Here is a 21,917-nt window from a genome sequence, read left to right as displayed (position 1 = left end):
CACCGTAAGGTGACCTCCATAACGTTTGGAGGTACTTATGCCCACTGTTCAGATCATGTCCGTCATCGGCAGCGCCGTTCCCGCCCCTCTTCGCAAGCTGGGCCTGCTCGCCTGCTGGTACGTGGTCAGCGATGGCGAGCCCATCAGCGGCCCGCTCACCTCGTTATCCGATGCCCAGATGCAACGCCAGCTGGCAGCCGGCTACAGGCTTGAAGCCTAGGGCAGCGGCAGCTTGACACGCGGCTTGGTTTCGACAAACAACGCCCAGCAGGACATGAACAGCGCCGCGACCAGCGGCCCGATCACGAAACCATTCAGGCCAAACACCGACAGCCCGCCCAGGGTCGAGATCAGGATCAGGTAATCCGGCATCTTGGTGTCCTTGCCCACCAGAATCGGGCGCAGCACATTGTCCACCAGGCCGATCACGAACACGCCGAACAACGCCAGCACAACGCCCTGCCAGATCGAACCGCTCAACAGGAAGTAAGCGGCCACCGGCCCCCAGACAATCCCGGCGCCCACCGCAGGCAGCAGCGACAGAAACGCCATCAATACCGCCCAGAGCAACGCGCTGGGAATATCCAGGAACCAGAAGATCAAGCCCCCCAGCGCACCTTGGGTCACGGCTACCAGCACGTTGCCCTTGACCGTGGCCCGCACCACCCGGTTGAACTTGAGTTGCAGGCGACGCTTTTGCGGCTCGGCCAACGGCACCGCCGTGCGCACCTTGCGGACCAGCTCCGGGCCGTCGCGCAGCAGGAAAAACAGCAGGTACAGCATGATGAAGAAGCTCACCAGGAAATCGAACGTGCCCTGGCCGAAGCTGAACGCCTGGGAAGCGAAGAACTGGCTGCCCTGCATCGCGCCCTTGACCACCTTCTCGCGCAGGCCTTCCAGGTTGCCCATGCCAAAACGGTCCAGCAGGTGCTGGAAATACGGCGGCAGGAAATGCTTGAACTGCTCGATATAACCGGCCACATCCAACTTGCCGCTTTCGACGTTCTTATAGAGCGTGGCGCCCTCTTGCACCAGCAAGGCGCTGGTAATGATCACCGGCAAAATCGCGATCACCAGGCACACCAACAAGGTGGTCAGGGAGGTCAGGTTGCGGTTCCAGCCAAAGCGCTGTTGCAGGCGGCGCTGCATGGGCGCGAAGATGATGCCGAGGATTACCGCCCAGAACACCGCGCCGTAGAACGGCAGCAATATCCAGATAAAGGCGACAGTGACCAGGGCCAGGAGTAACAGCAAGGTCTTGAATTGCAGATTGGTTTGATTCATGTCCGATCCATGTCAAAAAAGCACGGGGCCGGTGTCGGCCCTGTTGCTTAGTCCGCAGCGCAACCTGGGAGTGCCCTGGTTTATCGAACAAGCATAGATCGGCTTAACCAGACGTGGATCAATGCATCGCGCCCTGCCCTGCACTACCCTCGCGCTTTTTTTGCGACGTACGCACCATGCCCCCGATAATCGCCCCCGAACTGCTCGCTCCCGCCGGCACATTGAAGAACATGCGTTACGCCTTCGCCTATGGCGCCGATGCGGTGTACGCCGGCCAGCCGCGCTACAGCCTGCGCGTGCGCAACAATGAATTCGACCACGCCAACCTGGCCCTCGGGATCCAGGAGGCCCAATCACAGGGCAAGCGCTTCTACGTGGTGGTGAACATTGCGCCGCACAACGCCAAGTTGAAGACCTTCCTCAAGGACCTGACGCCCGTGGTCGCCATGGGCCCGGATGCGCTGATCATGTCTGACCCGGGGCTGATCATGCTGGTGCGCCGGCATTTTCCGCAGATGCCGATTCACTTGTCGGTGCAAGCCAACACCGTCAACTGGGCCAGCGTGGAGTTCTGGCAGCAACAGGGCATCTGCCGGGTGATCCTGTCGCGGGAGCTGTCCCTGGAAGAAATCGGCGAGATTGGCCAGCAGGTGCCGGCCATGGAGCTGGAGGTGTTTGTGCATGGCGCCCTGTGCATGGCCTATTCCGGGCGGTGCCTGCTGTCGGGCTATATGAACAGGCGCGACGCCAACCAGGGTACCTGCACCAATGCGTGCCGCTGGAAGTACCAGGCCAGCGCGGCGGTGGAAAATGCCACGGGTGAGATCGTCCAGGCCGTTGAACCGACGCTGGGCCTCGGTACGCCGACCGACCAGGTATTCCTGTTGCAGGAAGCCCATCGCCCCGATGAACAGATGCCCGCGTTCGAAGACGAGCACGGCACCTACATCATGAACGCCAAGGACTTGCGCGCCGTGCAGCATGTGGAGCGCCTGACCCAGATGGGCGTGCATTCGCTGAAGATCGAAGGCCGCACCAAATCGCACTTCTATTGCGCGCGCACCACCCAGGTGTATCGCCGGGCAATCGATGATGCGGTGGCCGGTCGCGCCTTTGACCGCCGCTTGATGACCGACCTCGAATCCCTGGCCCAACGCGGTTACACCGAAGGCTTTCTGCGCCGCCATGTGCACGATGAATACCAGAACTACCAGCACGGCAGCTCCGTCTCCGAGCGCCAGCAGTTTGTCGGTGAACTGACCGGCGAACGCCGGGGCGAGCTGGCCGAGGTCAAGGTGAAGAACCGCTTCGCCGTGGGCAATCATCTGGAATTGATGACGCCGGCCGGCAACTTCCACTTTGACCTGGCCTCGTTGCATAACGCAAAGGGCGACGCCATCGAGGTAGCGCCGGGGGACGGGCACACGGTGTACGTGCCCTTGCCGGCCGAGGCGGGCCTGGATTTTGGCCTGTTGATGCGCGATCTGTGAACGATCAAATCCTGAACTGACCCACCAACTGCCCCAGGCGCTGCCCCAGATCCGCCAGGCTGCGGGACGTCTGGGCGCCGAGTTGGGTTTCATCGGCCACGCTGTCTACCGCCGCGGCAATCTGGTGCACGCTGCGGTTGATTTCCTCGGCCACGGCGGTTTGCTCTTCGGCGGCGCTGGCGATCTGCGCGTTCATGGAGTTGATGGTGCCGATCAACTGGGCCATGGTGTCCAGCGATGCCCCGGCCTGGTTGGCCTGGGACGAAGTGCCGTCACCGGCGTCGCTGGAGCGGCGCATGGCGTCCACGGCAGCCTCGGTGCCTTTTTGCAGGCGGTCGATCATGCCCTGGATTTCCTGGGTGCTGGTCTGGGTGCGGCTGGCCAGGGCGCGCACTTCATCGGCAACCACGGCAAAGCCCCGCCCGGCCTCACCGGCGCGCGCAGCTTCAATCGCTGCGTTCAACGCCAGCAGGTTGGTTTGTTCGGCAATCGAGCGGATCACGCCAAGCACGCTGACAATCGAAGACACGTCCTGCTGCAGACTGTCGAGGGACACCCCGCTGCTGCGGATATCGTTCACCAGCGCATGGATCTGCGCGATGCTGCCGTCCACTACGCGCTTGGCGGCCTGGCCCTCGGCATCGGTCTGCTGCGCGGCAACGGCAGCGCCCTGGGCACTGCGCGCCACTTCATGGGCGGCGGACGACATCTGATTGATCGCGGTGGCGACCTGGTCGGTTTCGTGACGCTGGCGTTCCATGGCGGTTTCCGAACGCTGGGCTTGCTCGGACACCTGGCTCACCAGGCCGGTGAGTTGCGCGGTCATTTCGGTGATCTGGCGGACCAGCCCGTGGATCTTGTCGACAAACCGGTTGAACGCGCCAGCCAGGTCGCCGAGTTCGTCCTGGCTGGTAATGGCCAGGCGGCGCGTCAGATCACCTTCGCCAGCGGCGATATCGTCCAGGTTGGCTTTCATCAGGCTCAGTGGGCGCAGGATCGTGTTGGCCACCAACAGGCCGACGGCGGCGATCACCAACAACACCACGGCCGCCACACCGAGGATGCTCAACAGCACGCCCTCCATGCGCTCGTGGACCTTGGCCTCGACCACCGCGACCTGGGCTTCGATGCCATCGAGGTTGACCGAGGTACCGATGACCATGTCCCACTTGGGCAGGTATTCGGTGTAGCCGAGCTTGGGCACCAGCTCGGTCTGGCCGGGCTGGGTCGAGCTGTATTGCAGGTAGTGGGTGCCGTCCTTGCCGACGTTGACCAGGTCGCGGTTGACGTAGACGCCGTTGGGGTCGCGGTTGTCCTTGAAGCTCTTGCCCACGCCGTCCGGACTGTTGCCCTTGAACAGGCGGATGGTCTCGGAATCGTAGCCGAAGAAGTAGCCGTCCTTGCCGTAGCTGGTGCTGGACAGCAACTTGACCACCTGCGCCCGCGCCACCGTATCACCGGGGGCAGCGGCGTCGTAGAGCGGCTTGATGGTGGTCATGGCCACCTCGACATACCCTTTCAGGGTGGCCTTGGCGTCGTTGAGCAGGCGCTGGCGGGTTTCATCCACTTCGTTGCGCGCCTGGCCCTGCAGCATCCACACAGTGGTCAGGCTGATGACCAGGGCGAACAGCAGCACCGGCACGACGGCAAGGGACAGGACTTTGGCCTTGAGGCTCAGACGCATGGCTTTTCTCTCTTATTAGGGGCGACTTGAGAGGTTAGCGGCCAAATGCGTCATTTCTGTAGGAGCGAGCTTGCTCGCGAAGGTCGTCAACGACAACGCGTGCAGTCTGGATGAACGCGTTATCTGGGCGTTTTTCGCGAGCAAGCTCGCTCCTACAGTGAGGTGAGGGAGCTGATGTCAGAGCGTCATCGCCGCCAGCCAGCCAAACGCCAGCAGCGGTAGGTTGTAGTGCAGGAAAGTCGGCACCACGGTGTCCCAGATATGATGGTGCTGGCCGTCGATATTCAGGCCGGAGGTCGGACCGAGGGTGGAATCGGAGGCCGGTGAACCGGCGTCGCCCAACGCGCCGGCGGTGCCGACGATGCACACGATCGCCACCGGGCTGAAGCCCAGTTGCACACACAACGGCACGAAAATCGCGGCCAGGATCGGCACCGTGGAAAACGACGAACCGATACCCATGGTCACCAACAGCCCCACCAGCAGCATCAACAGCGTCCCTACTCCACGGCTATGGCCGATGAACGCCGCCGAGGTTTCCACCAGGGAGCGCACATCACCAGTGGCCTTGAGCACTTCGGCGAAGCCCGACGAGGCGATCATGATGAAGCCGATCATCGCCATCATCTTCATGCCTTCGGTGAACAGGTCATCGGTCTCGCGCCAGCGCACGATGCCCGACACCGAGAAAATCAGGAACCCGGCCAACGCACCGATGATCATCGAGTCCAGCCACAGTTGAATGATGAACGCCGAGGCAATCGCCAGGCCGGCCACCAGCAGGGTCAACGGGTTGTATTGCACCGCCACCTGCTCGACACGCTCGATTTTCTCCAGGTCGTACACGCGTTTTTTGCGATAGCTGATAAACACCGCCACCAGCAGCCCGACCACCATGCCCAGCGCGGGCAGGCTCATGGCATGGGTCACGTTGACCTGGCTGATGTCCACGCCGCTCTTGGCCACGTTGGCCAGCAGGATCTGGTTGAGAAAGATATTACCGAAGCCCACCGGCAGGAACATGTACGGCGTGATCAAGCCGAACGTCATGACGCAAGCGATCAGGCGGCGATCCAGTTGCAGCTTGGTCAGCACATATAACAACGGCGGCACCAGCAGCGGGATGAACGCGATGTGAATCGGCAGGATGTTCTGTGAAGCGATCGCCACCGCCCAGAGCAGGCCGATCAGCAACCATTTGACGTGGTTGCCGCCGCTGGCTTCCTGGCGATCGACCAGCAACAGCGCTTTGTCCGCCAGGGCATGGGCCAGGCCGGACTTGGCAATCGCCACCGCGAAAGCGCCGAGCAAGGCGTAGGACAAAGCCACCGTCGCACCGCCACCCAAGCCGCTGTTAAACGCCTTGAGCGTGGCGTCGATCCCCAACCCCCCGGTCAAGCCGCCCACCAGGGCGCCCACAATAATGGCGATGACCACATGCACACGGGACAGGCTGAGCACCAGCATGGTGCCGACTGCGGCGATAACAGCGTTAATCATGGTTACCTCAAGACAGAAACATAAAAGACAGGCATGCCCGCGCCGCAGCGGCCATTGAAGGCGCTGCCGGCGTACGGGCTCAAAGAGGTCTTATTAGAGGGCGCGCACTTTGCAGCAGCCGGCCGGCCATGTCAAAAAGCTGTGACCCTGGGCAGGTTTAAATTGACTGTTTGAATAAAGAAAAAACGCGCGCAGCCGATAACGGTTTTTCTATGTGTATTCAGGTAAGGATGTCCCGATGTCGCTCAGGCAGCTCTCCATTCAATGGAAAATCACCCTGCTCGCGGGCCTTTGCCTGCTGGGAATCGTGACCCTGCTGGTGGGTCTTTCGCTGTATCGCATGGCGCAGAGTTCCGAGCAGGTCAAGGCTTCGAGCATGCAGATGCTCGATGAAGCCGCCCAGGCGCGTATCGAGGCTCAAGGTGAAGTGCAGGCGCTGGGCATTCGTCAGCAGTTCATGGATGCCTACCAATACGGCCATGGGTTTTCGCGTCAGGTGCTGTTTTTGCGCGAGCAGGCGGAAAAACGCTTTCTGGATGCTTTCGATACCCGCGAAGACCTGACCCGTCAAGTTCGCGCCGCACTGCAGGCCAACCCCGACCTGCTGGGTTTGTCCCTGGTGTTCGAAGCCAATGCGCTGGATGGCAAGGATGAACTGTTCGCCAACCAGGCGGAACTGGGCAGTAACGACAAAGGCCGCTTCGCCCTGTACTGGTCGCAACCGACGCCCGGCAAAATCACCTCCATGGCGCTGCCCGAAAGCGACATGACCGACACGTCCGTCAGCCCCAGCGGCGAAAAAGCCAACGCCTGGTTCACCTGCCCGCGCACCACCCTCAAGCCTTGCGTGATCGAACCTTACTTTTATGTGATCGACGGGCAGAACGTGCTGATGACCAGCATTGTCTTCCCGCTGATGGTCAACGGCAAAGTCATTGCCTCGTTATCCGTGGACATCAATCTCGACAGCTTGCAGGCCGTGAGCCAACAGGCCAGCCAGAAGCTCTACGACGGCCAGACCCTGGTCAGCATTCTGAGCCCGACCGGCTTGCTCGCCGGCTACAGCGCGGACGCCAGCAAGCTCAGCCAACGCCTGGACCAGGTCGACCCCGCCAGCGGCGCACAGCTGATCAGTGCCCTGGCGAGCGGCACCGAGATCCGCAGCCTGCGCACCGATCACCAGCTCAAAGTGCTGGCGCCCTTTGCACCGATCCCGGGCGGCAAACCCTGGGGCGTGCTGCTGGACGTACCGCAAAAAGTCCTGGTGGCGCCGGCCGAGGCGCTCAAAGCCCAGTTGGACGCCGACAATACCCGGGGCACCCTGCTCGAACTCGGCCTGGGCCTGCTGGCCGCCGTGATCGGTTTGATCCTGGTGTGGCTGATGGCGCGCAGCGTGACCCGGCCGATCCTCGGCGTGGCGCATATGCTCGAGGATATCGCCAGCGGCGAAGGCGACCTGACCCGCCGCCTGGCCTACGACAAACAGGACGAACTGGGCCAACTGGCCGGCTGGTTCAACCGTTTCCTCGACAAGCTGCAGCCGATCATCGCCGAGGTCAAACGCTCGGTGCAGGACGCCCGCGGCACAGCCGACCAATCCGCCGCGATTGCCAGCGAAACCAGCGCCGGCATGGAGCAGCAGTATCGCCAGGTTGACCAGGTGGCCACGGCCTCCCACGAAATGAGCGCCACCGCCCAGGACGTCGCCCGCAGTGCAGCCCAGGCTGCGCAAGCGGCTCGCGATGCCGACCAGTCCACCCGCGACGGCCTGACCGTGATCGATCAGACCACCAGCAACATCGGCTTGCTGGCGGCTGACATGAGCACTGCCATGGCCCAGGTTGAGGGCCTGGCGGGCAACAGCGAAAAAATCGGCTCGGTGTTGGAAGTGATTCGTGGCATCGCCGAGCAGACCAACCTGCTGGCGCTCAATGCGGCCATCGAGGCCGCCCGTGCCGGTGAGGCCGGCCGGGGTTTTGCCGTGGTGGCCGACGAAGTGCGCAACCTGGCACGGCGCACCCAGGAGTCGGTGGAAGAAACCCGCGTGGTGATCGAGCAATTGCAAAGCGGCACCCAGGAAGTCGTCGGTGCCATGGGCAACAGCTATCGTCAGGCTCAAGGCAGTGTCGAGCAGGTCGGCCAGGCGGTCACCGCGCTGCGCCAGATCGGTGACGCCGTCACCGTGATCAGCGACATGAACCTGCAAATCGCCAGCGCCGCCGAAGAGCAAAGCGCGGTGGCCGAGGAGATCAACAACAACGTGGCGACGATTCGCGACGTGACCGAGTCGCTGTCGGAACAGGCCAATGAATCGGCGCGGGTGAGCCGGGCGTTGAACAGTCTGGCGAATCAGCAGCAGGGGCTGATGGATCAGTTCCGGGTGTAACGACTCTGGTCCTGGCGCAGGTTCAATGTGGGAGGGGGCATTGCCGTCTGTAGGAGCGAGCCGCTCTTGATCTTGATCTTAGGCGCCCCGTTAAACCACGCTGGCCGAACGCAGGCTTGAATCCTTGGGCAACCCGGCAGGACGCCGGGTTAGCCGCCCCGCGCCATGGATGGCGCGTGGCGGCGGCCCACGGATTCAAGCCTGCGTTCGGGCACACCGAGCCTAAGCGAGGTGCCGAGTGGTGGGGCAAGAGCGTTTTGCTTACTTTTGCGCTGTTCAAAAGTGAGCCGCCGTAAGGGCGGAACCCATAGCAGCCATTACCGCAGAAACGGATATGTACTCGGTCTGATCCAACATCCTGGCCAGCCCGGAGGCCGCCATCGGGGGCAAGCCCCCTCCCACATAGGATTGTGGAGCATCAGAAAGATAGTCATAGGCTGACGAGTAGCAATGGGGGGGCAAGTCGAATCGTCGCACCGCCCCTCCCACATGTTTAAATCTGCACTACCGCCTGGGCAATTCGATCAGCGCCTTGAGCCCGCCCAGCTCACTTTCCTGCAACTGCAGCACCCCGCCCCACACTTCGACAATATCGCGCACGATGCCCAGCCCCAGGCCGTGGCCGTCGATCTGTTCATCCAGGCGTGCGCCACGGCTGAACACCTGTTCACGCTGGATCTCTGGAATTCCCGGGCCATCGTCTTCGACCGCCAGCCGGTAGCCGTGCGGCGTCTCACTCACGCTCAGTCGAACTTCGGCGTCCGCCCATTTGCAGGCGTTGTCCAGCAGGTTGCCGAGCAACTCCAGCAAATCTTCCCGGTCCCAGGGCAGTTGCAGGCCGGGGGCGACATGGCAGCTGAGGTCCAGGTGTTCGCCGTGGATCATGCGCAGGGTGGCCAACAGCCCCGGCAGTTCCTTTTCACAGTCGAACAACGCACCCGGCAAGGTTTCACCGGCCAGGCGCGCGCGATTGAGCTCGCGGTTGAGGCGCTGCTGCACCTGTTCAAGCTGATCGCGCAATAACTTGCTCAACTGCGGCTGATCCCTGAGCGCCTCGCTCGACGCGGCACTCAGCATCACCGCCAATGGGGTTTTCAGCGCATGCCCCAGGTTGCCCAGGGCGTTGCGCGAGCGTTTGAGGCTGTCTTCGGTGTGCGCCAGCAAATGGTTGATCTGCGCCACCAGCGGCTCCAGCTCCAGCGGCACCTGGGTGTCCAATTGCGAACGCTGGCCCTGCTGCAATTGCGCAATCTGATTGCGCGCGGTTTCCAGCGGACGCAAGGCGCGGCGCACGGTGATGCGCTGCAACACCAACACCACCAGCAAGGCCGCCAGCCCCAGTACCAGGCCGATATGGCGCATCAGGCGAAAGCTTTCCCGTACCGGCGTGTAGTCCTGCGCCACGCTGATGGAGATCGGTTGGCCGAAGCGTTTGTAGTCCGAGCGCAATACCAACAGTTTCTGGCCTTCAGGCCCCAGTTGCAGGTTGCCCTTGAGCCCGGCCTCGGGAAGCGTCGGCAGTTCCTGGTCCCACAATGAGCGGGAGCGCCAGTGTGTGTCGGCAAAATCAATGCGGAAGTAGTGCCCCGAGAATGGCCGTTGATAGGCCGGTGACAGGCGCTGCTCATCCAGCTGTACGCCGTTGGGCCCACGCACCAGCGCCACCAGCAGGTTTTCGCTGTCGTTGCGCAGCCCCGCCTCCAGGTAGCGCTGCAAACCGGCCTCGAACAGCCACAGGCTGGTTTGCGCCAGCACTACGCCGACGATCACCATCACGCTGATCAACCCCAGGCTCAAGCGCCGTTGGATCGACTTCATGCAGGGCTGGCGCCAAACCGGTAACCCTGGCCGCGCCGGGTTTCGATCACACTGCGCCCCAGTTTGCGGCGCAGATGGTTGACGTGCACTTCCAGCACGTTGGAATCGCGCTCGGTCTCGCCGTCATAGAGATGCTCGGCCAGATGGCTTTTGGACAGGATCTGTTCGGGGTGCAGCATGAAATAGCGCAACAGGCGGAACTCGGCGGCCGTGAGCTGGATCTCGTCACCGTCGCGCAGCACGCACTGGCGGCCTTCGTCCAGGTGCAGGCCGGCGGCTTGCAGGGTCGGTTGGTTGGCATGCCCGTGGGCCCGGCGTAACAGCGCCTGGATGCGCAGGTGCAGCTCTTCGGGGTGAAAAGGCTTGCTCAGGTAATCATCGGCGCCGGCCTTGAGCCCCTCGATGCGTTCTGCCCAGGAATCGCGCGCCGTCAGCACCAGCACCGGCGTGGCCAGGCCAGCCGCGCGCCATTGCGCCAGCACGTCAAGCCCCGGCAAGCCCGGCAGGCCAAGGTCGAGGATGATCAGGTCATAGGGTTCGCTGCGGCCCTGGTACGCCGCGTCGCGTCCATCGGCCAGCCAATCGACGGCATAGCCTTGGCGCTGCAGGCCGGCCAGCAGCTCATCGGCCAGCGGGACGTTGTCTTCCACCAGAAGCAGGCGCATCAGTCTTCCTTATCTTTGATCAATGTACCGTCGGTGGCGTCGAGCTTGATTTCGCGCACGACGCCTTCGGTGGTCACCAGTTCCACTTCATAGGCGTATTGGCCATGCTTGAGCTCCAGCTCCGCCTCCAGCAGCCGGCCCCCAGGGTAGCGTGACATCGCCTTATGCAACAGGAGCTCCAGCGGCAGGATCACGCCCTGCTGTCGCAGCGCCAAGGCTTCATCCTGATTGAGGTCGCGAGCGGCCAGGCTTGAGCAAAAGGCCAGGAGCGCCAGCAGCACCAGACTACCGGCGCGTCGATATAGCGTCATTACGTGTCCTGATGATTCTTGAGAACGTGCCCGGTGAGCGCGTCCAATTCAACATCCCATTCAAGGCCGTGGGCATCTTCCAGTTCGACCTGGTAGATGTACTTGCCGTACTCCTCGTCCAGGTCGGTGCCCAGCAAGGTCGAACCCGGATGCAAAGCCAGGGCGGCGGCTTCAAGCTGATCGAAGGCAACAATTGTAACAGTGCCAGGCAATTTCAGTGGTTTGTCGGGGTCCATTGCCCAGGCCGGCGTGACCGAGGACGCAATGATACCGGCGGCGACCAGCGCTGTGAGGCGCTTCATGATAAGTCTCCGTTTCAGGATGTTTTTCCTACAACGGATTACGGTACGCGCGGCAACTTAACTGAAACTGAATTGCCACCATGGCAATTTGCTGGAGGCGCGCGCTTGCTCTCGCTGGCGCAGCGTTTATAAAGGTTCACGCGGCATCGTTGACATGTTTGGCGAGCTCGCGCCTACGATCGCTTTGACAGAGACCGGTATGACTGCAATCCACATCAAGTTCCCCGCCCTGACGCTCAAGGCCGGCAAACGCGCCTTTGCACGCATTCGTGAACAAGGCCTTGCCCCTGCTGACGTTGGCATCCTTCCGGGCGCGGCCGGCGGCCCCAAGGCCCTGGGCATACAAGGCCTGGACCTGGCGCTATTCGGCGACTGGCTGGCGCGCGCGCCTCGGGAGCGGGCGCTGATCGGTGCTTCCATTGGTTCCTGGCGGTTTGCCAGCGCTTGCCTGCCCGACCCGGTGCAAGGCTTGCTCGACCTGGGCCGCCTATATAACGAACAGCGTTTCGCCAAAGGCGTGACCATGGCCGAAGTCAGCCAGAGCTGTCAGCGCATGCTCGATGACCTGCTGGCCGGCCGCGATGCACACGTACTGAACAACCCCGACTATCGCCTGAACATCATGGTGGTTAAAAGCCATGGCCTGCTCGCCGATGACCATCGCGGCCGGCTGGGGCTGGGCCTGTCATCGGTGATTGCCGATAACCTGCGCGGCCGCGCACGGCTGTCGCGGCATTTCGAACGGCTGATCGTCCACGACCCCCGCCAAGCGCCGCCGGTGCATGCGCTGAAGGATTTCCCGTCGCGCTTCCTAGAACTGCAAATGGGCAACCTGCGCCAGGCGCTGCTGGCGTCCGGCTCGATTCCCATGGTGATGCAAGGTGTGCGCGACCTGCCCGGCGCAGGCGTCGGAACCTACCGCGACGGCGGCCTGTTGGACTACCACCTCGACCTGCCCTACCGCGGCGACGATATCGTGCTGTACCCGCACTTTACCGATCGCGTCATTCCGGGCTGGTTTGACAAGGGACTGCCGTGGCGACGCAGCAACCCACAAGGATTGCAGGATGTCCTGCTGCTGGCGCCGTCAAAGGACTACCTGGCCCGCCTGCCCCACGGCAAATTGCCGGACCGCAGCGACTTCAAGCGCTTCATGGGCGATGACCCGAGTCGCAACAGGTACTGGCAGACGGCAATGAGCGAGAGTCGGCGGTTGGGGGATGAGTTCCTGCAGTTGGCGGACAACGGTGGCCTGGGCGAGCGTTTGCAAGCACTTTGACCCAGCGGTATGCGCGGCGACAGGTCAAGCTGTTAAACTCGCCGCCTGCCAGATACCTGACCGAGCTGAAAATACCGTGGAAATCTTCAAAGAGTTTACGTTCGAATCCGCCCACCGCCTGCCCCACGTCCCGGACGGCCATAAATGCGGGCGCCTGCACGGGCATTCGTTCAAGGTGGCGATCCACTTGAGCGGCGACCTGGATCCCCATACCGGCTGGATTCGCGACTTCTCGGAAATCAAGGCGATTTTCAAGCCGCTCTACGAGCGTCTCGACCACAATTACCTCAATGACATCCCCGGCCTGGAAAACCCCACCAGCGAAGTGCTGGCCAAGTGGATCTGGATTGAATTGAAACCCTTGCTGCCGGAACTCAGCGCGATCCGCATCCATGAGACGTGCACCAGCGGGTGCATTTATCGCGGCGAGTAAGCGATCCAGCGTTGAAGAACCACCTGCGGGTGGTTTTTTTACGCCTGGCCGCCACTGATCCAATTTGTTCCACGGCTGCACTGCTTTCGCGCTTGATAGGCCACCTGGAACCATCGCGCCGACCATCTCCCTGCGCTTGGCTGTCGATACACCGTTGCCGAAGGCTTGGCACGCTCGGTGCAACAGGCCTGCGTCATCATTCAGGGAGCAAGGCACATGACTCAGCAAGAATCCGGCAACGATTACCCGCTCAGTGAAGTGCCTCTGCATGCGCGCAAGGGCCTGGCATCCACGGCCATGGTGCTGCTGGGGTTCACGTTTTTTACGGCAACGATGTTTGCCGGCGGCAAGCTGGGGGTGGCCTTCAGTTTTACCGGCATGCTCGGCGTCGTGGCCCTGGGTAACCTGCTGCTGGGTATATACGCCGCAGGGCTGGGGTACATCGCCTTCAAGAGCGGCCTGAACTCGGTATTGATGGGGCGGTTCTGCTTTGGTGAAATCGGCAGCAAGCTCAGTGACCTGATCCTCGGTTTCACCCAGATTGGCTGGTACGCCTGGGGTACCGCCACGGCCGCCGTGGTGCTGGGCAAGTATTTCGCATTAAGTCAGGGCAGCGTGCTGGCCTTGATGGTGGTGTTTGGCCTGGTGTTCTGTGCGACCGCGTACGTGGGGTATCGCGGGCTGGAAATCCTGTCTTATATCGCGGTGCCCGCCATGGGCCTTTTGCTGTTGCTGTCGATGTGGGTCGCCACCGTGAAGGTCGGCGGGCTGGACGGCCTGCTGGCGGTGGTGCCGACCGCCGAGCTGGACCTGTCCACGGCGATCACCCTGGTATTCGGCACCTTTGTCAGCGGCGCAACCCAGGCCACCAACTGGACGCGGTTCTCCCGCTCGGCCAGGGTTGCGGTGCTGGCCAGCCTGATCGGTTTTTTTATCGGCAACGGCCTGATGGTGCTGATCGGCGCCTACGGCGCGATCGTCTATCAGCAACCGGATGTGGTGGAAGTGTTGCTGTTGCAGGGTTTCGCCATGGCGGCGATGGCCATGTTGCTGCTCAACATCTGGAGCACCCAGGACAACACCATCTACAACTTCGCCGTCGCCGGTTGCAATCTGCTGCGCACCCGGCGGCGCAAAACCGTGACCCTGGCCGGTGCGGTGATCGGCACCCTGCTCGCCTTGCTGGGCATGTACGACATGCTCGTGCCGTACCTGATTCTGTTGGGCACGGTGATCCCGCCGATTGGCGGGGTGATCATGGCGGACTTCTTCTATCGCTATCGCGGCCAGTACCCACGCCTGGCGGATGCCCGCCTGCCCGCGTTCAACTGGCCCGGGCTGACGGCGTACGCGGTGGGTACGCTGCTGGCGTTCAACTCGCCTTGGGTTGCACCGCTCGTGGGGATCGCGGCCGCGTCGCTCACCTACATACTGCTCAGCGCCGTACTGCGCGTGCGCGCACCTTTGGCTGATGCCCAGGCATGAGCCTGAGCACCGCCAATGGTAATCTGACGGTCGCCTGATTGAATTTAGCCAAGAGGAACTTGACCATGCACATCATCAATGCCCGCCTGCGCGACCGTGAAGGCCTGCATGATCTGCACCTGGAACATGGCCGGATCGCCAGCATCACTGCGCAAACAGGCATACCGATGTCAATGGCCGGCGACCTGGATGCCGCTGGCAACCTGGTGATCCCGCCCTTCGTCGAACCGCACATCCATCTGGATGCCACCCTCACCGCCGGCGAACCCCGCTGGAACATGAGCGGCACCTTGTTCGAAGGCATTGAATGCTGGGGCGAACGCAAAGCCACCATCACGGAGGAAGACACCAGGACTCGCGCGAAGAAAACCATCCAGACCCTCGCCGCCCATGGTATCCAGCATGTGCGCACCCACGTCGACGTGACCGACCCGGACCTCACCGCGCTCAAAGCCATGCTGCAAGTGCGTGAAGAAAGCGCGCACCTGATCGATCTGCAAATCGTGGCCTTTCCCCAGGAAGGCATCGAGTCGCTCCGCAATGGCCGTGAACTGATGGAAGAAGCCATTCGCCTGGGCGCCGATGTCATTGGCGGCATCCCCCACTTCGAGTACACCCGCGATCAAGGGGTGAGTTCGGTGAAGTTCCTCATGGACCTGGCCGAACGCACCGGCTGCCTGGTGGACGTACATTGCGACGAAACCGATGACCCGCACTCACGCTTTCTCGAAGTGCTGGCCGAAGAAGCGCGCAGCCGCGACATGGGCGCCCGCGTCACTGCCAGCCACACCACCGCCATGGGCTCCTACGACAACGCCTACTGCGCCAAACTGTTTCGCCTGCTGGGTCACTCCGGCATCAGCTTCGTTTCCTGCCCCACCGAAAGTATCCACCTGCAAGGCCGCTTTGACAGTTTCCCGAAACGCCGAGGGGTCACCCGCGTCAACGAACTGCTCGAAGCCGGCATGAACGTGTGTTTCGGCCAGGACTCCATCGTCGACCCCTGGTATCCCTTGGGCAACGGCAACATCCTGCGGGTATTGGAAGCCGGTTTGCACATCTGCCATATGCTCGGCTACCGCAACCTGCAGAGCGCCCTGGACCTGGTCACCGACAACAGCGCCAAGGCCATGGCGCTCGGCGACCGCTACGGCCTGGCACCCGGCCGACCGGCCAACCTGTTGGTGCTGTCGGCAGACAGCGACTATGAGGTGATTCGCAGCCAGGGCCTGCCGTTGTATTCGATCCGCAACGGCAAGGTGCTGATGAAGCGTCAGCCGGCCCAGGTGGAATTTATGTAACGCTGCGCTAGACGATCGAGTCGATGTCCAGCACTTGCACTTTGCCCAGGTCGCTGTGGACAGGTGAAGGGATACTGGCAACCTGGGCCAAGACTCGGTTTTCGCGGTGAGTGAACCAGCGCTTGAGGCCCTGTTGCAGGTGCGCGCCCTGGGCGTGGCTGCCGTACACATCGCGCCCATCGAGACGGCGCCAGCGCAGGCTGGCCAAGCGCTCGCGACTGGTATGCAAGCGGTCGATCTCTGCGTTCAAGGCGTCGTTATGCTCATGGCCACGGTCGTTGGCCGGGCGCATACGGGCAAGTTCGCGGCGCTTGGCCCTCAGTTGCTCGCGCATGTCTTCGAGCGCCCGATCAAGCAACTCGAACTCCCTCGCAGTGACCAGGGGACCCTGGCTATCCAGGGTTTGCTGCCAGCGTCGCAATGTCGCCCAGGCCGCAGGAATATAACTGGCGGTCATAAAGTGCTGGTTGGTTTGGAAGAGCTGCCTCAACAGGTTGTCGCGGTCGGGCATGTCGCCGTGCAACCGCAACGCCCGATTGCAGCCCAGTTCCTGGATCGATTCACAGCCAGGTTTCCACAGCACTGAAGAATGCGTGCCATCCGGGAGCGTGATGGGCATGAAGTGCTGTTGTTCGCCCTGGTGCTGGTAGGCATTCCCACCTACGCGCACCAGGCCTGCGGCGAACAGCAAACCGCCGGCGGTGGGCGCACTGAACAAGGTGACAGCCCCCGGCACCCACAGTTTGGCAGTGGTGTTCATCCACGGCGCCGGGACACTGGGGACAGGGTCGTTATGGTTGACGATTCGGTGGTGAACCAGGGCGCGGGCGCCTGCGGTGAATTCGGAATCGGCGGCGCGGGGCGCGCCGTAGGTGTAGAGGAGTGGGTTGTAATGGGCGTCCGGGATTCGGCGCAGCCCTTCAGCCAGCAGCAAGGCAATCGCGCCGCCCAGGCTGTGGCCGCAGATGACAACGCGTTGACCGATGTGATATCGCGAAAGGTAATCCAGAACAAAGTGAAACGTAGCTTGAAATGCTTGGTAAAAACCTCGGTGAGTTTTACCTACGCCTTCGACGAAAGGGACTTGATGAGCATCTGCGTCGCGTAAAGCGTCCGCGCCACTGGCAGTACCACGGACAGCTATGAGTACAACCTCATCGTGGTGGCAGATAAAAGCTTGAGTGTCGGTGCCGAACTCAACGTCGTTAAAAAAGTGTATGCGCTCCGGATGCTCACCAGATTGGTAGTTACGCTCATATAATTCAGGATCGAAAGGCAAGATTTCGAAGCGACGGGAATAGGCTACGTCTTCATACAGTGGATAAAACCGCTTTACTTGTTTTGAGTCGAACTTCCAAGCTTCCCGGTAACATGACAACTGCTCTACAAACACGTTTCCTATGCTCGGATTCAGTGGAAACGTGACCATATCCGTGGCTCCGGTTGGAAGCTCTTGACCAAATTCGCAATAGCTCAACGTCGCCATGAGCGCCAGCTGGTAAAGGTTCAGTGCACAAAACTGATCATCAGTGGAAATAATTGGCCGTAGCGCTCGTAGAGGACGCACCTCCAAAATCGTAAATTGGTTTGGGAACAGCACCACCCCTTTGGATAAGGACTCAGGAGGACCGAACCCCAGGTCCGCAATCATCTTAAGCGCATTGCGTGTGGGCCGTTGAGCCCCAGAGGACGTTGGAGGTAAGTGGGCTTTGTACCGAACCAAATCACTTACCTCTACCTGATAAAAACGATCTGCTTTTTGCCGTGCCGGGTTACCGTCGACACATTGACCATCGCTGCTTAGAAAAGAAGTTTGCTCCGCGCGTACTTGAAGCTCCGTAATGGGTAAAGCGTAGTCAAGCCGCTTCATGAGCGTGATATAGGGTATTTCTGTTCCCGAATAAGGCTCATCCATCAAGAGAACTACCGGGCCACAATAAACACCTTCCAGCCTGGTAAAACCGTCCCCATCCAGCCGTCCCCTGTATTGCTGTCCAACACTGTCTTGGAGAGTATAAAGCAGGCCACCGTAGGCCTTACCACTCCCGGTTTCATCAACGAGACCCAAGGACAACCAATCTCCGCGTGATGGGCAAGCAGGCATCCTGTCGTTAAAAAACTGCTGCTTCCATGCATCCTGTTTCATCAAGCTTCTCCCTATCAATCACACGTTGGATATACGCTGCATAAGCGCCCATCTGGCATTTTGAAAGTCTTGAAATCGGAGACATTGCCGCGACAAAACGCGAATAAATCCTCCTCACTTTCGCCCCTGCAGCGTTTCCAGCCACGGGCAACTTTTACCCAGTTATCACCAAAAGCGGGTTGTTCCTCTTCTGTGAACGCCAACACCATCCTTAACGTTTTCCCGGACAATCCGTCACGGTGCACATGCCCCCCTGGCCTCGCCCTAGTTAGCGTTCCGGCAGCATCCAGTGACTTGCACCGAAGGTTTTTAATAAGGGCATGCCTGGGGCCAGCGGTACGAAATAACCACTGGCATTGCCCAAGAAGCTCTTGGACCCCCGCTTCGGGCATCAAAGGCACTCCAGGCTCCCAGCTATCGTGAAAATAGATAAGGGCATAGTCCCTTCCGATATCCGACCAGCGTTGCCCCCAATTGGCATTAATTACGAAAACGAGGCTGCGCAATACCAGAGGGCAGCCATTTACCTGCTCCATTAATGGCACCTCAAAACTGACCCTATTGGCGACGGGTTTGCTGACAGCCTTGAATATTTTGAGCTCAGGTCGCCTGCCCTTTCTTGCAGGCAGTTTGCAGCGTTCGCCTGATGCAGGTGCATATGAAGCGTCACCTAACGCGTCAAACCCCGCCGGCAAATCCACCTCCAACGTAAAGCTATCCGCCGCCCTCCCCGCACACCCCGTTAGCCACACCATCCCAATGCCTAGCAACACTTTTCCCATCCACCTACGCATTCCCGAGCCCTTCTGTGCACCACTGTTCCCGCACCCGCTCAAAATGCTGCCCGGGTGCCTCCCCCTTAAGCGGCTGCCAGCGAATGACACTGCTCCGGGTCGCCTCCTCCAGCCGGCGCACCACCAGGAATTCAAGTTGCTCAGACGAACGCCATTGCCAGAGACGGGCCTGCTCGAGCACACCGGCCAACCAGATCCTGGGGTCGTGAAACTCCACCAGGGCCGCCAGGTCTTCACTGTGTTCGGCCAGCAGGTAGCGCAGGATATTGGCCTGGAGAATGGCCGACGCCTGGGGATTGGGCACCTGTAACCAGGGCGCGGGATCGGGCACCGGGTACTCACCCGGTGCGGGGTTGTCGTGGCTGCACCAACGTCCCTCATGCCAGCAGCACACGCTGGTCAGCGGGCCCAGGTAGACCGGCCAGTGTTCTGCCGGCAGATACGCCAGGGCACGGGCCAGGGTGCGGTTGTCGTGAAAACGGTACAGAGCCTTTTCACCTTCTGACCCGACCAGCAGGCGCTCACGCCAATGTCGGGTCACACTGGCCAAGTCATCGTTGGGCAAACTGCCCAGCCACCCTCGATTTGCCTCTGGGTTTTGCAGAAGATTGGCCAACACAGGCTCGCCTGTCTGTTCCAATAGCAGGATCACCGGGCCCTTGCTTGCCAGCTCCGCTGCCGCGGTTTCAGCATAGAGCGGGCAATATTGCGAGAGGTCGCGAGCCGCCATGAGCGACTGGCAACGCTCGTTGCTGGCTTCGAGTATCAGGCACAGACGACGCCCCGCTTGTTGCTGCTGCGCCATCCATTGATAAGGCACGTCCTGCATCAAGCGGCCCTCCCGGTGCTATCGCATTGACCTTCGCGACAACGCTCGCATAGGGGGCAAAAATCCGCATCCAACTGGCCGGCCAAGTCTGTGATGAGGCCCTGTACGACCGAAACCTCAGGAATGCCCGCAACAGACGAAGGGCTGGCCGACCTTGCAGCGCATGGCGAACCGCCGACAGTGATCGGCCGGCTGCTGAAAATCCCGCCGGCCTGAATCTGCAAATACTCGCCGCCCGCCTTGAAACTCAACTGAGCGCCCGCATCGATGACAAGGCTGGCTCCCGCCTTCAGGTGAATCTGTTGGCCGGCTTCGATCACCATGACCTGGGCCACCTGGGTGTGGCTGTCGCCTTGCACGGCGAGGTGGTCGCTTGCCTTGAGCACAACCCTGCGCTCGCCCGTGATGTGGCGCTGCTCACCGCTCTCAAGACGAACCGTGCTCAAGCCTCGGATGACTTCACTGCGCTCACCGAGCACGTGCAAACGGCTGTCATGGCCCACGTGCTGCTCCAGATCACGCTGGGCGCGCAGGTAGATCAGTTCCTCGCCACAGCGGTCTTCCAGGTGCAGCTCGTTGCTGCCCGCGCCACCTGGAACGCTGCAACTGCGCAACACGCTGCAGGTCTTGTACTGCGGCAGGGAAAAGGCCGGCATGTGCGATGCGTTGGGCAGGCAACCATTGATCACCGGCTGGTCCGGGTCACCCTCCAGGAAGGTCACCAGCACCTCCATACCCACCCGTGGAATCATCATGGCGCCAAACCCGGAACCGGCCCAACCGGTTGCGACCCTCACCCAGCAGCTGCTTTTATCATCCGACCTGTCCAGCCGATCCCAATGAAACCGCACCTTCACGCGACCGTACGCGTCGCAGTGCACCTCCTCGCCCGCGGGCCCCGTAACAGTTGCCGTCTGGCTGCCATTGATGGAGGCCTTGGGATGTTTGAGGGGGGGCCGATGCACGGCACGCCAAGGGGTCGCGGTGAAACGGTTGCGATACCTCACGAAGGCGTCCGTATCGCCTGCCGCTTCCTCCAGGACCTGTGGCTGATAGCCTTCATGGCGCACCGAGGTGAGCAACCACAAGTCATTGCAGGTCGGATCCGGATGATCTTGCAACGCAAGAAAGTGACCACTGCGCAACAGGGGCTGGTCACTGCTGCCCAACGCGCGATGGCGGTCGGACTGATGCCGCTCCAGACTGCGACGCGTCAATTGCGCCCCGCGTGCACGCCGGGTGAAACCTGCCGGGTAACGGTAGTCCTCAAGGTCTGTGCCCGGTGCACCGCCAGAGACGTCGTGAAGCCGCAGCGACGGGTGTTCGAAGTCGTGGTCCCGGCGCACTGTTCGCCGACTGCGGGTTTCCAGGCGTATATCGAAGCGCTTGACGCCGTTGGCTGCGGCCAACGGATCAAGCGTCGAGCAGTATCGCTGCATCGGCAGACGCTGAAACACCGTCTGATCATCACCAAACACCAGTAAATGACCGTCGGCACTATGACGGAAGTGGTAATGGATACCCTCTTCCTCGCACAGTCGCTGAATGAAGTGCAGATCAGTTTCCCCATACTGCACGCAAAACAGCCGCGGCGGATAAATCACCGGGCCGAGCTCGAAGGCGTAGGCATCTGCGAGGATGCCGTGTTGCGCAAGCACGCTGGCGATAATCTGCGGCACGCTACGCTGCTGGAAAACCCGCTGGTCAAGGCGATGGGCGAGGCAGGCCAAGCGGGGCGCGAGCGTGAGGTGGTAATGGGTGAGCCGGGCCCCCGCGGCATCACGGCCGATGGCGTAGACCACCCCGTGCAGGCCTTGATCCGTTGCGCCCAGATCCAGATAGGCCGGCTGATGCAGCAACGCCTCCAGCTCCAGGTCAGGGTTTTCACTGACGACTTGCACCTGTATGAAATACGGCTGATCAAGACACTCACTGCCTTCGAAAGCGAGTACCTGCAAATTGGCAGTACAGCCTGAAATCATTAATTTGAAACGTGACGAAACAAACGCGTCAACCATCCGTTGTTACCCGCCATCAATAACCCGCTGATTAAAAGCTCTCCCCGTTGATTGCTGGAACGCTGACCGAGAAAAAGCGCCTGAACGCTCTGAAGCTTAGCGATTTCAGGAAAAAAACGGCCCTTTGAAAATAAAACAGAAGATTCGTACGGCGAGAATGGAAGCGTCTTTTACCAAGCCTCGCCCGCTGAT

General features: G+C 61.2%; 18 protein-coding genes. 7 read left to right on the top strand and 11 right to left on the bottom strand.

Annotated elements, in window-relative coordinates; all coding sequences use genetic code 11:
- Positions 1 to 37 precede the first annotated feature (37 nt).
- Entirely contained in the window at positions 38 to 220 is a 183-nt protein-coding gene (locus PspCFBP13528_RS24945) for a hypothetical protein (RefSeq protein ID WP_065952283.1), read from the top strand.
- Here PspCFBP13528_RS24945 and PspCFBP13528_RS24940 read toward each other — a convergent pair.
- Entirely contained in the window at positions 217 to 1,284 is a 1,068-nt protein-coding gene (locus tag PspCFBP13528_RS24940; RefSeq protein ID WP_065884058.1) for an AI-2E family transporter, read from the bottom strand. The two genes, PspCFBP13528_RS24945 and PspCFBP13528_RS24940, sit on opposite strands and share 4 nt — an antisense overlap.
- 176 nt (positions 1,285 to 1,460) lie before the next feature.
- Between PspCFBP13528_RS24940 and yegQ the strand changes: the two genes are divergently transcribed.
- A complete protein-coding gene (gene yegQ / locus PspCFBP13528_RS24935) occupies positions 1,461 to 2,774 on the top strand; it encodes a tRNA 5-hydroxyuridine modification protein YegQ (RefSeq protein WP_101221391.1) in 1,314 nt (437 codons plus the stop codon).
- A 4-nt stretch (positions 2,775 to 2,778) separates the two neighbouring features.
- On the opposite strand, the gene PspCFBP13528_RS24930 is transcribed toward yegQ, so the two are convergent.
- Positions 2,779 to 4,458 (bottom strand): methyl-accepting chemotaxis protein, encoded by a 1,680-nt coding sequence (locus tag PspCFBP13528_RS24930; RefSeq protein WP_137201736.1) that lies wholly within the window; start codon positions 4,456 to 4,458, stop codon positions 2,779 to 2,781.
- A 177-nt stretch (positions 4,459 to 4,635) separates the two neighbouring features.
- Entirely contained in the window at positions 4,636 to 5,955 is a 1,320-nt protein-coding gene (locus tag PspCFBP13528_RS24925) for a Na+/H+ antiporter NhaC family protein (protein WP_162515437.1), read from the bottom strand.
- Between the two features lie 241 nt (positions 5,956 to 6,196).
- Between PspCFBP13528_RS24925 and PspCFBP13528_RS24920 the strand changes: the two genes are divergently transcribed.
- Positions 6,197 to 8,344, top strand: coding sequence for a methyl-accepting chemotaxis protein (locus tag PspCFBP13528_RS24920; RefSeq protein WP_137201734.1), 2,148 nt, complete (start codon positions 6,197 to 6,199; stop codon positions 8,342 to 8,344).
- 504 nt (positions 8,345 to 8,848) lie between these two features.
- On the opposite strand, the gene PspCFBP13528_RS24910 is transcribed toward PspCFBP13528_RS24920, so the two are convergent.
- Genes PspCFBP13528_RS24910 through PspCFBP13528_RS24895 form a run of 4 tightly spaced genes read right to left on the bottom strand, consistent with a single transcriptional unit; the run spans position 8,849 to position 11,440 of the window.
- A complete protein-coding gene (locus PspCFBP13528_RS24910) occupies positions 8,849 to 10,162 on the bottom strand; it encodes a sensor histidine kinase (protein ID WP_101221140.1) in 1,314 nt (437 codons plus the stop codon).
- Positions 10,159 to 10,827, bottom strand: coding sequence for a response regulator transcription factor (locus PspCFBP13528_RS24905; protein ID WP_065952288.1), 669 nt, complete (start codon positions 10,825 to 10,827; stop codon positions 10,159 to 10,161). The genes PspCFBP13528_RS24910 and PspCFBP13528_RS24905 overlap by 4 nt, the downstream gene beginning before the upstream one ends.
- Positions 10,827 to 11,138: a PepSY domain-containing protein gene (locus PspCFBP13528_RS24900; RefSeq protein ID WP_065932885.1), complete on the bottom strand. Its 312-nt coding sequence runs from the start codon at positions 11,136 to 11,138 to the stop codon at positions 10,827 to 10,829. The genes PspCFBP13528_RS24905 and PspCFBP13528_RS24900 overlap by 1 nt, the downstream gene beginning before the upstream one ends.
- Positions 11,138 to 11,440 carry a PepSY domain-containing protein gene (locus PspCFBP13528_RS24895; RefSeq protein ID WP_057726273.1) on the bottom strand — a complete coding sequence of 101 codons (303 nt, stop codon included), beginning with the start codon at positions 11,438 to 11,440 and terminating at the stop codon, positions 11,138 to 11,140. The genes PspCFBP13528_RS24900 and PspCFBP13528_RS24895 overlap by 1 nt, the downstream gene beginning before the upstream one ends.
- A 199-nt stretch (positions 11,441 to 11,639) precedes the next feature.
- On the opposite strand from PspCFBP13528_RS24895, the gene PspCFBP13528_RS24890 reads away from it, so the two are divergent.
- The 4 genes from PspCFBP13528_RS24890 to codA all read left to right on the top strand — a co-directional run bounded on the left by PspCFBP13528_RS24890 (position 11,640) and on the right by codA (position 15,938).
- Positions 11,640 to 12,719, top strand: coding sequence for a patatin-like phospholipase family protein (locus tag PspCFBP13528_RS24890; RefSeq protein WP_065952289.1), 1,080 nt, complete (start codon positions 11,640 to 11,642; stop codon positions 12,717 to 12,719).
- A gap of 76 nt (positions 12,720 to 12,795) precedes the next feature.
- Positions 12,796 to 13,152, top strand: a complete 357-nt coding sequence (gene queD / locus PspCFBP13528_RS24885) for a 6-carboxytetrahydropterin synthase QueD (protein WP_065952290.1) — start codon at positions 12,796 to 12,798, stop codon at positions 13,150 to 13,152.
- 216 nt (positions 13,153 to 13,368) lie between these two features.
- Complete coding sequence (gene codB / locus PspCFBP13528_RS24880; protein WP_065952291.1) at positions 13,369 to 14,637, top strand: cytosine permease; 1,269 nt, start codon at positions 13,369 to 13,371, stop codon at positions 14,635 to 14,637.
- 65 nt (positions 14,638 to 14,702) lie between these two features.
- Complete coding sequence (codA, locus tag PspCFBP13528_RS24875; RefSeq protein ID WP_137201733.1) at positions 14,703 to 15,938, top strand: cytosine deaminase; 1,236 nt, start codon at positions 14,703 to 14,705, stop codon at positions 15,936 to 15,938.
- A gap of 7 nt (positions 15,939 to 15,945) precedes the next feature.
- Here the strand turns inward: codA and PspCFBP13528_RS24870 are convergent, their stop codons facing one another.
- From PspCFBP13528_RS24870 to tssI, 4 genes are read right to left on the bottom strand one after another with little or no spacing between them, the layout of a single operon-like run.
- Positions 15,946 to 18,084 carry a lipase family protein gene (locus PspCFBP13528_RS24870; protein WP_137201732.1) on the bottom strand — a complete coding sequence of 713 codons (2,139 nt, stop codon included), beginning with the start codon at positions 18,082 to 18,084 and terminating at the stop codon, positions 15,946 to 15,948.
- A 14-nt stretch (positions 18,085 to 18,098) separates the two neighbouring features.
- Positions 18,099 to 18,878: a hypothetical protein gene (locus PspCFBP13528_RS27990; protein ID WP_137201731.1), complete on the bottom strand. Its 780-nt coding sequence runs from the start codon at positions 18,876 to 18,878 to the stop codon at positions 18,099 to 18,101.
- Positions 18,871 to 19,707 carry a DUF4123 domain-containing protein gene (locus PspCFBP13528_RS24860; RefSeq protein WP_101221146.1) on the bottom strand — a complete coding sequence of 279 codons (837 nt, stop codon included), beginning with the start codon at positions 19,705 to 19,707 and terminating at the stop codon, positions 18,871 to 18,873. Before PspCFBP13528_RS24860 ends, PspCFBP13528_RS27990 begins: the two co-directional genes overlap by 8 nt.
- Entirely contained in the window at positions 19,707 to 21,725 is a 2,019-nt protein-coding gene (gene tssI / locus PspCFBP13528_RS24855) for a type VI secretion system tip protein TssI/VgrG (RefSeq protein WP_137201730.1), read from the bottom strand. The genes PspCFBP13528_RS24860 and tssI overlap by 1 nt, the downstream gene beginning before the upstream one ends.
- Between the last annotated feature and the right edge of the window lie 192 nt (positions 21,726 to 21,917).

The organism is Pseudomonas sp. CFBP13528 (genome assembly GCF_005233615.1).
Lineage (GTDB): Bacteria > Pseudomonadota > Gammaproteobacteria > Pseudomonadales > Pseudomonadaceae > Aquipseudomonas > Aquipseudomonas fluorescens_AM.
Note: the sequence above shows the minus strand (reverse complement) of the source record. Positions and strands in the feature narration are given on the sequence as shown.

Bases quoted from the DNA above. Each gene is read 5' to 3' on its own strand.
- PspCFBP13528_RS24945 (WP_065952283.1), top strand. From the start codon at position 38: ATGCCCACTGTTCAGATCATGTCCGTCATCGGCAGCGCCGTTCCCGCC.
- PspCFBP13528_RS24940 (WP_065884058.1), bottom strand. From the start codon at position 1,284: ATGAATCAAACCAATCTGCAATTCAAGACCTTGCTGTTACTCCTGGCC.
- yegQ (WP_101221391.1), top strand. From the start codon at position 1,461: ATGCCCCCGATAATCGCCCCCGAACTGCTCGCTCCCGCCGGCACATTG.
- PspCFBP13528_RS24930 (WP_137201736.1), bottom strand. From the start codon at position 4,458: ATGCGTCTGAGCCTCAAGGCCAAAGTCCTGTCCCTTGCCGTCGTGCCG.
- PspCFBP13528_RS24920 (WP_137201734.1), top strand. From the start codon at position 6,197: ATGTCGCTCAGGCAGCTCTCCATTCAATGGAAAATCACCCTGCTCGCG.
- PspCFBP13528_RS24910 (WP_101221140.1), bottom strand. From the start codon at position 10,162: ATGAAGTCGATCCAACGGCGCTTGAGCCTGGGGTTGATCAGCGTGATG.
- PspCFBP13528_RS24905 (WP_065952288.1), bottom strand. From the start codon at position 10,827: ATGCGCCTGCTTCTGGTGGAAGACAACGTCCCGCTGGCCGATGAGCTG.
- PspCFBP13528_RS24900 (WP_065932885.1), bottom strand. From the start codon at position 11,138: ATGACGCTATATCGACGCGCCGGTAGTCTGGTGCTGCTGGCGCTCCTG.
- PspCFBP13528_RS24895 (WP_057726273.1), bottom strand. From the start codon at position 11,440: ATGAAGCGCCTCACAGCGCTGGTCGCCGCCGGTATCATTGCGTCCTCG.
- PspCFBP13528_RS24890 (WP_065952289.1), top strand. From the start codon at position 11,640: ATGACTGCAATCCACATCAAGTTCCCCGCCCTGACGCTCAAGGCCGGC.
- codB (WP_065952291.1), top strand. From the start codon at position 13,369: ATGACTCAGCAAGAATCCGGCAACGATTACCCGCTCAGTGAAGTGCCT.
- codA (WP_137201733.1), top strand. From the start codon at position 14,703: ATGCACATCATCAATGCCCGCCTGCGCGACCGTGAAGGCCTGCATGAT.
- PspCFBP13528_RS24870 (WP_137201732.1), bottom strand. From the start codon at position 18,084: ATGAAACAGGATGCATGGAAGCAGCAGTTTTTTAACGACAGGATGCCT.
- PspCFBP13528_RS27990 (WP_137201731.1), bottom strand. From the start codon at position 18,878: ATGCGTAGGTGGATGGGAAAAGTGTTGCTAGGCATTGGGATGGTGTGG.
- PspCFBP13528_RS24860 (WP_101221146.1), bottom strand. From the start codon at position 19,707: ATGCAGGACGTGCCTTATCAATGGATGGCGCAGCAGCAACAAGCGGGG.
- tssI (WP_137201730.1), bottom strand. From the start codon at position 21,725: ATGGTTGACGCGTTTGTTTCGTCACGTTTCAAATTAATGATTTCAGGC.